Below are 11,500 nucleotides of genomic sequence, written 5' to 3' on the forward strand. Positions count from 1 at the left end.
ACGCGTGCACAAAGATGGTGTCCGTTTTGTCTGGCCAAAGTGACCGGGGTCACGCGGCTTGTTCGTATCGTCGCGGAACCGCGGAGGGTGTCAGCGCGTTGAGAACCCGAAGGGGGCAAAACCGCACACACCTCTCACGACTCCGCCCCCGAAACCCAACAAAACGTCCATGATGGTAACCGCCTTTCGGTCACGCACCCAGTTCGCGCCGGAGCCGCCCGGCGTCCACACGCCAGAAGGTGTGCTGCTCGCCGTCGACCAGGACGACGGGAATCTGCTCCCAGTACGCGCGGTGGAGCTCCTCGTCCCGGGTGATGTCCTTCTCCTCCCAGCGTGCACCCGTCTCCGCGCACACCGCCTCGATCACCGCGCGGGCGTCGTCGCAGAGATGGCACCCCGGCTTGCCGATCAGCGTCACGGTGCGCGACCCGGCGTCCTTCTTCTTCGTCCGTCCGAACATGGCGTCCATTCTGTCCCGCCGGCCGGGCGGAACCCCGCCACGACCGGGCGGAGGCCGAACGGCGCCGATTAACAGGGGAGCCCCGCAGTGTTCACGCCCCGGCATCGTCACAAGACGGGAAGTACCGAACAGACTGGCTATGCTCACGACATGGCCGCTCTGGGATGGCTCACCCCCCGTAGGCGCTCCGCCACCGCGCGCAGCGTCCTCGCAGGCGAGGCCGCTGCCGAGGCAGCGCGCAAGTCCTCGCTCCAGCTGGAACGGGAGCGGGAGGAGGCCGCGGCCTCCGTCGCGACGGAGGCCGAGACACCGGCCGAGCCCGAGTTCCCGGTCGTCGGCGACATGAAGGCGGCCGCCTTCTTCGACCTCGACAACACGGTGATGCAGGGCGCCGCGATCTTCCACTTCGGCCGCGGCCTGTACAAGCGGAAGTTCTTCCAGCGCCGCGAACTCGCCCGCTTCGCCTGGGCGCAGGCCTGGTTCCGGATCGCCGGAGTCGAGGACCCCGATCACATGCAGGACGCCCGTGACAGCGCCCTGTCCATCGTCAAGGGCCACCGCGTCGCCGAACTGATGTCGATCGGCGAGGAGATCTACGACGAGTACATGGCCGACCGCATCTGGCCCGGCACCCGCGGCCTGGCCCAGGCGCACCTGGACGCGGGGCAGAAGGTCTGGCTGGTCACGGCCGCCCCGGTCGAGACGGCCACGATCATCGCCCGCAGGCTCGGTCTGACCGGTGCGCTCGGTACGGTCGCCGAGTCCGTCGACGGCGTCTACACCGGCAGGCTGGTCGGTGAGCCGCTGCACGGCCCGGCGAAGGCGGAGGCGGTACGGGCTCTCGCCGCCGCCGAAGGCCTCGACCTGGCCCGCTGCGCCGCGTACAGCGACTCGCACAACGACATCCCGATGCTCTCGCTCGTCGGGCACCCGTACGCGATCAACCCGGACACCAAGCTGCGCAAGCACGCCAAGGACCGGGAGTGGCGACTGCGGGACTACCGGACCGGCCGCAAGGCCGCCAAGGTCGGCATCCCCGCCGCCGCGGGCCTGGGCGCGCTGGCCGGCGGCACGGCGGCCGCCGTCGCCCTGCACCGCCGCCGCCACTGAGGCCCGGCCACTCCCCCGCCTCCCGCTCCCTCTGGCACGCAGATCGCTCCCCCGCCACGCGGGGGACCTGCCGATACGTTTCGGCTGCGATCATCTGCGACAACCCCGGACCAGGGGCCCTCACCCGTCCGTGGTCGAACAGCGCCGCACGCGTCGACTCCCAGGCATTCCGGGCTCCTTACCCCGCAGCGGCCCCGATCACTCACCGGTCCCGCACTTGAGCACAACGCATCGCCCGCGCAGTCACACTCGGAAGCAAATCGATCAACAACCGGTCACGAACTGCACCTTGATTCGACTGCAAGCAGTAACAGAACCGACGTAACCGGTGATTTGAGCAACTGGGTGTAGCGCTGCCTGTACGAAGCGTTATTCTCCTCAGACGCACAAGGGACCCCTCACGTCGCTACGACGGGTGAACGGTCCTGTACTGCACGTGATGGAAGCTCTGCCTCTGGGAGTCCCGTGTACCCACACGTCGGGGTTGACACCTCGGGCCTGGCTACGCTGCGCGCAACGGTCCTCGACCACTTGCGCGGCTTCGTCCCCACCGCGTACGCCGGCCCTGTCCCCGCATTCGCCTTCGCCGCCCCGGCACCCGCCGGCCCTTGCTATGCCCTGGCCGACGGCAGCGCCGCCGTGGGCAGACGCGGTGCCCGCTCAGGAACCTCGACCCCCGCACGCCGCCCCACCGCCGACAGCGACAGCGCCCGCATGATGGACCTGGTCGAGCGGGCCCAGGCGGGCGAGGCCGAGGCCTTCGGCCGCCTGTACGACCAGTACAGCGACACCGTCTACCGCTACATCTACTACCGCGTCGGCGGGAAGGCGACGGCGGAGGACCTCACGAGCGAGACCTTCCTGCGCGCCCTGCGCCGGATCTCCACCTTCACCTGGCAGGGCCGCGACTTCGGCGCCTGGCTCGTCACCATCGCCAGGAACCTGGTCGCGGACCACTTCAAGTCCAGCCGCTTCCGGCTGGAGGTCACCACCGGCGAGATGCTCGACGCCAACGAGGTCGAGCGGAGCCCCGAGGACTCGGTCCTGGAGTCCCTCTCCAACGCCGCTCTCCTCGACGCGGTCCGCCGCCTCAATCCCCAGCAGCAGGAGTGCGTGACCCTGCGCTTCCTCCAGGGCCTCTCGGTCGCCGAGACCGCCCGCGTCATGGGGAAGAACGAGGGGGCGATCAAGACCCTCCAGTACCGGGCCGTCCGCACCCTGGCCCGCCTCCTCCCGGACGACGCCCGCTGACCGGTTCGCGCCCCCCACACGCGCCCCCGTGGACCGGTCCACGCTCCCACCACCCCGTATCCCCCCATGCCCCCACGACCCCCGTCCAACTCACAGTCGGTGACGCCTCGATGACGCGCTGGTCCGATCATCTTTCGCGCGTAACCCAAGTGCCGCGCCGCTCGTTGTGCGGGATGCAGGCTCCCTGTGGACACGCCATGTCCGCAGCCACTCACTCTTTCGTGTGGATGCGCTCAAGGTGTGCAACCTTCCGGACACCCCGGGGAGTCGACCGTCATGACGAGAGGAGGTGCCGCCTGTGATCGCGAACGTATCGGCGCACCGGCGGGCGAACGCCTTCGCCCAGGCCCTGGAGGACCGGGAGTCCGAGGGCGCGGCGGCCGAGCAGCCCGAGGCACCGGCCGAACCTGCGGAGCAGGGTCGGCTGTTGGCTCTGGCGAGCGGTCTCGGTGAACTGCCGAAGCCACAGCTGGACCCCGAGGTCAAGGTGGTGCAGCGAGCCCAGCTCGTCGCCGCCATGGAAGCGATGCTCATGGAGGGGAGCGCTGCCGGGAACCCCACGGTGCCCGAGCAGCGGACCGCCGGCGGCAAGGGCGCCCACCGGGCGTCCCCACTGCGGAAACTGCGCCCCCGCTCCCGCTGGTCCAAGGGCCTCGCCGCCGGCGGTCTCACCGTCGGTGTGGCGGCGGGTGCCTTCGGCGGAGTGGCCGCTGCCAGCTCCGACGCGCTTCCGGGTGACTCGCTCTACGGGCTCAAGCGAGGCATGGAGGACATCAAACTGGGAATGGCGGACGACGACGCGGACCGCGGCGGCATCTACCTCGACCAGGCGTCCACCCGTCTCAGCGAGGCCCGCAGACTCATGGAGCGGGGCCGCTCGGGCGACCTCGATCACGAGTCCCTCAGCGAGATCCGCCGGGTCCTGGGCGGAGTGAAGCACGATGCCACCGAGGGCCACCGCCTGCTCCGCCAGGCGTACGAGCGGGACGGCGAGATCGGCCCGATGGCCCGTCTCAACTCCTTCGCCCAGGCCCACCGGAACACCTGGAACGGCCTCCGCGACCGACTCCCCGTCCAGCTGGCGGACGTCGGCAGCGAGGTCACCCATGTCTTCGAGGCCATGGACGAAGAGGTCGAGCCGCTCCAGTCGGTCCTTCCCCGCACACCGGAGAAGGGCGCGATCGGCACGGAGAGCCCCAGCGGGGGCCCCAGCACACCGGGGAACCCCCAGGGCACGGACACCCAGCGTCCGCCGTCCGCCCACGAAAGCGGTCCCCCGGGCAGCCACTCCGCACCGCCCCGCCCGTCCGGCCCCAGCACGGGCACCAGCCCGAGCTCGGACGGCGGCACCGGCTCGCCGGAGGACGACGGTCTCCTCGGCGGCAGCGCCGGCGGACTGCTCAAGCCCTCCCCGACGGGCACACCGACGGTCCCCTCGGGCGGCCAGACGCCCCCCGACGCGCCGGACGTGACCCTTCCGCCACTCCTGCCGGGCCTGCTTCCAGGCCTCGGCATCGACAGCGAGGACGCTCGCTAGCAAGGAGAAGGGGCGCCCCCACGGACGGGGGGCGCCCCTTCTTCCTGCCCGAACCGGGTCAGAAGAAGACCGACCGCCGCTGCACCAGCAGCTTGTAGAGCGTGTGCTGGATCTGCTCCCGCACCTGATCCGTCAGGTTGAACATCAGCATCGGATCCTCCGCCGCCTCCGGCGCGTAGGAGTCCGTCGGGATCGGCTCGCCGAACTGGATCGTCCACTTCGTCGGCAGCGGCAGCGCCCCCAGCGGACCCAGCCAGGGGAAGGTCGGGGTGAGCGGGAAGTACGGGAAGCCGAGCACCCGCGCCAGCGTCTTGGCGTTCCCGATCATCGGGTATATCTCCTCGGCCCCGACGATCGAACAGGGCACGATCGGCACCCCGGCCCGCAGCGCCGTGGAGACGAAGCCGCCCCGCCCGAACCTCTGCAGCTTGTACCGCTCCCCGAAGGGCTTCCCGATCCCCTTGAAGCCCTCCGGCATCACCCCGACGATCTCGCCGGCGCGCAGCAGCCGCTCCGCGTCCTCCGCGCAGGCCAGGGTGTGCCCCGCCTTACGGGCCAGCTCGTTGACGATCGGCAGGACGAAGACCAGATCGGCGGCGAGCAGCCGCAGGTGCCGCCCGGCCGGGTGGTGGTCGTGGACGGCGACCTGCATCATCAGGCCGTCCAGCGGCAGGGTCCCCGAGTGGTTGGCGACGATCAGTGCCCCGCCCTCGGCCGGGATGTTCTCGACGCCCTTCACCTCGACCCGGAAGTACTTCTCGTACAGCGGGCGGATCAGTGACATCAGGACCTGGTCGGTGAGCTCCTCGTCGTAGCCGAACTCGTCGACCTCGTAGTCGCCGGTGACCCGGCGCCGCAGGAACGCGAGCCCGCCCGCGAGCCGCCGCTCCCAGCCGGACCCGGCCCGGGTCCCGGCACCGTCCCCGGAGCCCGCTTCGGCGCCGGCCCCCGGGCCGGTGGCAGCCGCCTCCGCACCGGCCTCAGGACCCCTCTCGGCACCCGGGAGGCCCTCCCGGCCCCCCTCGGGCACCTGGGGGCCCTGCTGGGGCCCTGGCAGGGCCCGTACGGCCGCCGCCTCGCCGTCGGCACGGCCGGGCCGTCGCCGAGCTCGCGACCGGTCGTCGTCGAACGGAATGACCTTGGCGTCCGCCATCGCTGTCCGGTCTCCTCAGGCGCCGTCGTGAACGGGATGAACAGGTGAAGCAGATGAAACGGCCGGAGGGCCCGAAGCACCCCGGCCTCCGGACGCGGACGGGGCCAGACGCCCGGCGATCCGGTCCACCGCCCCGGCGAGCATCTCCGGCGGCAGCAGCCCCGGTCCCCGCCCGCGGGCGAAGCAGGCGAGGGCCTCCGCCGTGGTGTAGCGCGGCGAGAAACCGAGGACCTCGCGCGTCTGGACCGTCGAGACGACCCTGCCGTGGGTGAGCAGCCGGATCTGCTCGGGCGCGAAGTCGGTGATCCCGACCGTACGCAGCGCCGTCCCCACCCAGGTGACCGCCGGCAGCAGCACCGGCACGGTCGGCCGTCCGAGGCGCCGCGCGCACTGGGACAGCAGCAGGACCCCGTCCCCCGCGACGTTGAAGGTGCCGCTGTTCAGGGTGGCCCTGCGCGGCTCGTGCGCCGACAGGCGCAGCACGTCGATGACGTCGTCCTCGTGGACGAACTGGAGGCGCGGGTCGTAGCCGAGGACGGTCGGCAGGATCGGCAGCGCCAGATACTCCGCGAGCGGGGAGTCGATCCGGGGCCCGAGGATGTTCGCGAACCGCAGCACGCACACGGCCACGTCGGGGCGGCGCCGGGCGAAGCCCCGTACGTACCCCTCGACCTCGACGGCGTCCTTCGCGAAGCCCCCGCTGGGCAGCGACTTCGCGGGCGTCGTCTCGGTGAAGACGGCCGGGTCGCGGGGCGCGGAGCCGTAGACGCTGGTACTGGACTTGATCACGAGCCGGCTGATCCGCGGCGACTTCTGGCACGCGCCGAGCAGCTGCATGGTGCCGATGACGTTGGTCTCCTTGACCGACGTACGGCCACCGGCGCCGATCGCCGTACCGGTGACGTCCAGATGGACCACCGTGTCGACGTCGTGCTCGGCGAGAACCTTGGCGATCTCCGGCCGGCGGATGTCCGCCCGGACGAATTCGGCGGCGCCGAGCTGGTGCGCCGGGTCGACCGCGTCCACCGCGATCACCCGGTCCACCTCCGGATCCCGCTGGATCCGCCGCACGAAGCGGCCCCCGAGATGCCGGGCGGCACCGGTGACGAGCACGACCTTGCCCAAGATCAGCGCCTTCCGTCCGTCTTCCGTTGGTCGCCACCGTAGCGCCTCAAGATTTCCGCGCAAATAAAGCGTGGCCCTCCACCGCGAACGGTGGAGGGCCACGCCTGACGCACTGAACGCTGCGGTGCAGCTGTCGCCTTACTTCTTGTTGCGACGCTGAACGCGCGTGCGCTTGAGCAGCTTGCGGTGCTTCTTCTTCGCCATCCGCTTGCGCCGCTTCTTGATAACAGAGCCCACGACTACCCTCGCTCACTTCTCGGAACATCCCCGCCTCCCGGCGGGGATCGGTGCGGGGCGTCTGGGCCCACACGACCTACGTCGGCCTAGCCTACCGCCCCGAGCACCGCGCTTGTAATCCGAGGGACATACGGAGCTTTCCCGACGTTGTCGCCGCGCTCTCGCTACGCGCTCCCCACCCCCACGTAGGACTCCCGCAGGTACTCGTGAACCGCCTGTTCCGGCACCCGGAAGGACCTTCCCACACGGATCGCCGGCAGATGACCGCTGTGCACCAAGCGGTACACGGTCATCTTGGACACGCGCATCACCGAGGCGACTTCCGCCACGGTCAGAAACTTGACCTCGTTGAGAGGTCGTTCGCCAGCAGCCATGACCCACCTGCACCTTCCGCCGCGACGCCCACCGGCTTCCCCTCCGGTGACTCTTCGTCGCCGAGCGCTCACTCTCCAGACTAGGGGCGGGTGGTACGAGTGGGGAAGAGGAGCTGGCATCGGCCGTTTACCGTGACAGACACGCTCGATTGAGTACATAGCGTGTGAGCGGGCGGTAGTAGTCGGAGCGCACGCCGTCATCAAGCGGAACGGCCACCGACACCTGCCCCTCCGCCTCACCGACGAACAGCGCGGGATCATCCGTATCGGCGAGACCGATGGCCTCGATACCCAGCTGACCTGCCCCGCAGACCCATCCGTGGTCCCCGATCACGAGCTCCGGCAGCGGCCCGCCGCTCTCGGCGGCGCTCTCCAGGGCGGCCCTAACCGGCAGCGGCGAGTGGGAGTGCGCCCCCGGCTCGCGCCCACCCCCCGACGGCCCCGGCTCTCGCACCAGTGCGACCCCCCGTACGTAGTCGAGAAGGTACGTACGTACGCCGAACCGCGTCGTTATGTCGACACATCGCCCCTGCGCCGGGGTGAGAACAAGACATCCCGCCGCCGACAAGGCGTCTGCGAGCGCGACGTAGAAACCGAGCAGACGATGCGGATGTCCCGTCCCGAGGAGTACCGGAACCCGCCGCGCGGCCGCCGCCCCCAATCTCGCGGCGAACGCGTCGAGACCTCTCAACGTACGCTCGGGATCGATGACATCGGGCCCCGACCGGTGCGTCGGATCCCCCGACACCCCGCACTTGTCGGCCATCAGCCGCAACAGATCGGCCTCACCCCACCCCCACGTGGGATCCAGCCCCAGCAGCACCCGCGGATCGCGCGCGGCGAAGAGCCGATAGCTCCGCAGGCTCTCCTCCCGCGATGTCGCCACCGTGCCCGCCAACCCCGCCGCCAACAGATGCGCCCGCAGCGCCCCGGTACTCAACACCCACCCGATGCTGCCGGAACACCCCTTCGGCGGAGCCGAAACCACCCGGACACCGCACAGTCGGCGTAACGCCCACCGGAACGCGCCAGGGGTACGGCGGACACGGCGCCCCCGGGCGATCTCCCGGCGGATCCCCGGGCGGCCCACGCGGCCCGGGCGATCCCTAGGCGAGCAACCCCCGCAGCGGAAAAGCCGCCTTCCGGGTCGCGAGCACCGCCTGGTCCAGCCGGTCCGCCGGGTCGTACCCCTCGGACCAGTCGCGGAAGCCCACCGGCCACCGCCCGTCCGTCATCCGCCCGGGCCCCGGCTGCCGGGTCCGCGCGTACACCTCGTCCCGCCAGGACGACGGGATCACCGACTCCGGATCCACCGGAGCATGCGCGGCGATCCCCACCAGATGCGTCCACGACCGCGGTACGACGTCCACCACCGCGTACCCGCCACCACCCAGCGCCAGCCAACGCCCCTCCGCGTACTCGTGCGCCAGCTCGTGACAGCTCTCCTGCACCGCCCGCTGCGCGTCGAGCGACACCGCCAGATGGGCCAGCGGATCCTCGAAGTGCGTGTCCGCCCCGTGCTGCGTCACCAGCACCTGCGGCCGGAAGTCCGCGATCAGCTCCGGCACGACCGCGTGGAAGGCCCGCAGCCACCCCGCGTCCCCCGTACCGGCCGGCAGCGCCACGTTCACGGCCCCGCCCTCGCCGGGCCCGGCGGGACCCGTCTCCTCGGGCCACCCCGTCTGCGGGAACAGCGTCCGCGGATGCTCGTGCAGCGAGACCGTCAGCACCCTGGGGTCCTCCCAGAACGCCGCCTGCACCCCGTCCCCGTGATGGACGTCCACATCCACGTACGCGACCCGCTCGGCCCCCAGTTCCAGCAGCCGGGCGATCGCGAGCGACGCGTCGTTGTAGATACAGAACCCGGAGGCGGCCCCTGGCATCGCGTGGTGCAGGCCGCCGGCGAAGTTCACCGCGTGCGCGGCCTCCCCGCGCCACACGGCCTCCGCCGCGCCCACCGACTGCCCGGCGATCAGCGCCGACACCTCGTGCATCCCGGCGAACGCGGGATCGTCGACCGTACCGAGCCCGTACGCCTGGTCGGCGTGACGCGGATCCACCGACGCCGCCCGCACCGCCGCCACGTAGTCCTCACGGTGGACGAGACGCAGCGTCGAGTCCCCGGCCGGCTTCGCCGCGACCACGTCCACCGCCCGGTCGAGCCCGTAGGCCCGCACCAGCGACATCGTCAGCGCCAGCCGTACGGGATCCATCGGATGCTCGGACCCGAAGTCGTACTGCGTGACAGCTTCATCCCACATCAACAGTGCGCGGCCGCTCATGCCCGCCACCGTATCGGGCCGCTCGCGAACCGAACGACGTGGCGTACGCCACCGTGACCAGGACCAGCACCATCGGCACCAGCATGGCTCCCCGATAGCTCCACGCGTCGCCGAGCGCCCCCACCAGAGGGGACCCGACCAGGAACCCGACGTAGTTGAAGACGTTCAGCCGCGCCACCGCGGCATCACTCGCCCCCGGGAACAACCGGCCCGCCGCCGCGAAGGTCTGCGGCACGATCACACTCAGCCCGAGCCCGAGCACCGTGAACCCGGCGATCCCCGCCCAGGCCCCCGGCGCCACCGCCACCACCGCGAAGCCCAGCGCGGCCAGCACGGCCCCGGCCCGCACGACCGCCGCCGCGCCCAGCCGCCGCACCCCGAAGTCCCCGACAGCCCGACCGAGCAGCGTCGTCACCATGTACGCGTTATACGGCACGGTCGCCAGCTCCTCGGAGCTCCCCAGCACGTCCTGGAGGTACTTGGCACTCCAGTTGGAGACGGTCGAGTCCCCGATGTACGCGAAGGTCATCACCAGACAGAGCGGCATCAGCAGCTTGAAGGCGACACCGCTCCCCTTGGTCTCCTCCACCTCCTCCGGCGCCTCGGTCCGGTCCCCGCCGGCCACGTACCAGCGGCTGCCGACGAACGCGACGGGCAGCAGCACCGCCACCACCGGCAGATAGGACACGAAGAGCGACAGCTGCCAGTGCGCCCCGACCCAGGCCAGCGAGGCCCCCGCGATCCCCCCGAGGCTGTACGAGGCGTGGAAGCCGAGCATGATGCTCCGCCCGTACGCCCGCTGGAGGCTGACGCCCAGCATGTTCATGGAGGCGTCCAGGGCGCCCACCGAGAGACCGAACAGCCCCAGGGCGACGGCCGCGTGCCACAGCTCCGACCCCACTCCCACGGCGAGCAGGGCCAACAGCACGAACGGCTGCGCCCACCGCAGCACCACCGCCGGTCCCACCCTGGCGACGACCTTCTCGGTCATCACACTCGCCACGCCGGCGAGGATCGGGACCGCGGCCAGGAAGGTGGGCAGCAGCCCGTCAGAGATCCCGTACTGGTCCTGGATCGCCGGTATTCGAGTCACGAGCAGGGCGAAGGTGACCCCCTGCACGAAGAAACTGACCGCCAGGGATCCCCGCCCACGCCGCAACCGCGCATCCGTCATGGCGGCACAGCGTACGGCCGGAACCTACCCGGGGGTAGATGGATCACAGGCTCAATATCGCCGGCAGCTCGTCCATGCTCCCGAAGAAGCCCCTGGCCCCGGCGAGCTTCGCCTCCGGCGTCATCGCCGTGAACCCGTACACGTCCATCCCGGCCGCCAGGGCGGCCTGCACCCCGAGCCGGCTGTCCTCGACCACCACGCACCGCTCGGGTGCCACCCCCATCCGCGAGGCGGCGTGAAGGAAGAGGTCGGGCGACGGCTTCCCCCGGCCGACGTCCTCGGCGCTGAAGACGATCTCGTCCGGGAACCAGGCGTCGAGCCCGGTCTTCCGGTGCCCCACCCGGATCCGCTCGTGGCTCCCGGAGGAGGCCACGCAGTACGGAACCCCGCCCGCGGCCAACTGCTTCAGCACCTCCACGGCCCCGGGCACAGCTTCCAACTCGGCCTCGAAGGCCGCGAAGACCCGCCCGTGGAACGTCTCGTCGAACCCCGCCGGCAGCCGCTGCCCGCTCCGCTCCTCGACGAGCTCGTGAATCCGGTGCATGGCCGACCCCATGTAGTCGCGCACCGATTCCTCGTACGTCGTGGGATGCCCGAGCTCTGTCAGATAGCCGGCCAGGAGCGTGTTGGAAATCGGCTCGCTGTCCACGAGCACACCGTCGTTGTCGAAGATGACCAGGTCGTAGCGCATGAACCCAGCTTAGAACGCAAAAATGCCTCAACCCCCGGACAGAGTCCGGGGGTTGAGGCTAAAAATTGTTCGGCGGCGTCCTACTCTCCCACAGGGTCCCCCCTGC

Annotated in this window: 12 protein-coding genes; 3 read left to right on the plus strand and 9 right to left on the minus strand. The window is 70.8% G+C overall.

The window, feature by feature from the left end; all coding sequences use genetic code 11:
* Positions 1–190 precede the first annotated feature (190 nt).
* Entirely contained in the window at positions 191–469 is a 279-nt protein-coding gene (locus ACH4MY_RS21410) for a glutaredoxin family protein (protein ID WP_398005288.1), read from the minus strand.
* A 141-nt stretch (positions 470–610) separates the two neighbouring features.
* Between ACH4MY_RS21410 and ACH4MY_RS21415 the strand changes: the two genes are divergently transcribed.
* The 3 genes from ACH4MY_RS21415 (at position 611) to ACH4MY_RS21425 (ending at position 4,358) form a co-directional block, all read left to right on the plus strand.
* Positions 611–1,570: an HAD family hydrolase gene (locus tag ACH4MY_RS21415; RefSeq protein ID WP_398005289.1), complete on the plus strand. Its 960-nt coding sequence runs from the start codon at positions 611–613 to the stop codon at positions 1,568–1,570.
* Between the two features lie 465 nt (positions 1,571–2,035).
* Positions 2,036–2,821: an ECF subfamily RNA polymerase sigma factor, BldN family gene (locus ACH4MY_RS21420; RefSeq protein WP_189836021.1), complete on the plus strand. Its 786-nt coding sequence runs from the start codon at positions 2,036–2,038 to the stop codon at positions 2,819–2,821.
* Positions 2,822–3,119: 298 nt separating this feature from the next.
* A complete protein-coding gene (locus ACH4MY_RS21425; RefSeq protein ID WP_398005290.1) occupies positions 3,120–4,358 on the plus strand; it encodes a DUF5667 domain-containing protein in 1,239 nt (412 codons plus the stop codon).
* A 58-nt stretch (positions 4,359–4,416) separates the two neighbouring features.
* On the opposite strand, the gene ACH4MY_RS21430 is transcribed toward ACH4MY_RS21425, so the two are convergent.
* The 8 genes from ACH4MY_RS21430 to ACH4MY_RS21465 all read right to left on the minus strand — a co-directional run bounded on the left by ACH4MY_RS21430 (position 4,417) and on the right by ACH4MY_RS21465 (position 11,394).
* Entirely contained in the window at positions 4,417–5,511 is a 1,095-nt protein-coding gene (locus ACH4MY_RS21430; RefSeq protein WP_398005291.1) for a lysophospholipid acyltransferase family protein, read from the minus strand.
* Positions 5,512–5,526: 15 nt separating this feature from the next.
* Positions 5,527–6,636 carry an NAD-dependent epimerase/dehydratase family protein gene (locus ACH4MY_RS21435; protein WP_398005292.1) on the minus strand — a complete coding sequence of 370 codons (1,110 nt, stop codon included), beginning with the start codon at positions 6,634–6,636 and terminating at the stop codon, positions 5,527–5,529.
* Between the two features lie 138 nt (positions 6,637–6,774).
* The gene (locus tag ACH4MY_RS21440; protein WP_003948845.1) at positions 6,775–6,873 is read right to left on the minus strand and encodes a 30S ribosomal protein bS22; all 99 of its coding nucleotides are present in this window, start codon (positions 6,871–6,873) and stop codon (positions 6,775–6,777) included.
* A gap of 164 nt (positions 6,874–7,037) precedes the next feature.
* A complete protein-coding gene (locus ACH4MY_RS21445; protein ID WP_398005293.1) occupies positions 7,038–7,247 on the minus strand; it encodes a helix-turn-helix domain-containing protein in 210 nt (69 codons plus the stop codon).
* Positions 7,248–7,374: 127 nt separating this feature from the next.
* Positions 7,375–8,190: a phosphatase gene (locus ACH4MY_RS21450; RefSeq protein ID WP_398005294.1), complete on the minus strand. Its 816-nt coding sequence runs from the start codon at positions 8,188–8,190 to the stop codon at positions 7,375–7,377.
* A gap of 163 nt (positions 8,191–8,353) precedes the next feature.
* Complete coding sequence (locus ACH4MY_RS21455; protein ID WP_398005295.1) at positions 8,354–9,529, minus strand: acetoin utilization protein AcuC; 1,176 nt, start codon at positions 9,527–9,529, stop codon at positions 8,354–8,356.
* Positions 9,498–10,703, minus strand: a complete 1,206-nt coding sequence (locus tag ACH4MY_RS21460) for an MFS transporter (protein ID WP_398005296.1) — start codon at positions 10,701–10,703, stop codon at positions 9,498–9,500. Before ACH4MY_RS21460 ends, ACH4MY_RS21455 begins: the two co-directional genes overlap by 32 nt.
* A 43-nt stretch (positions 10,704–10,746) precedes the next feature.
* Complete coding sequence (locus tag ACH4MY_RS21465; protein WP_398005297.1) at positions 10,747–11,394, minus strand: HAD family hydrolase; 648 nt, start codon at positions 11,392–11,394, stop codon at positions 10,747–10,749.
* Positions 11,395–11,500: the final 106 nt, after the last annotated feature.

Source organism: Streptomyces sp. NPDC017246 (assembly GCF_044331325.1).
Classification (GTDB): domain Bacteria; phylum Actinomycetota; class Actinomycetes; order Streptomycetales; family Streptomycetaceae; genus Streptomyces.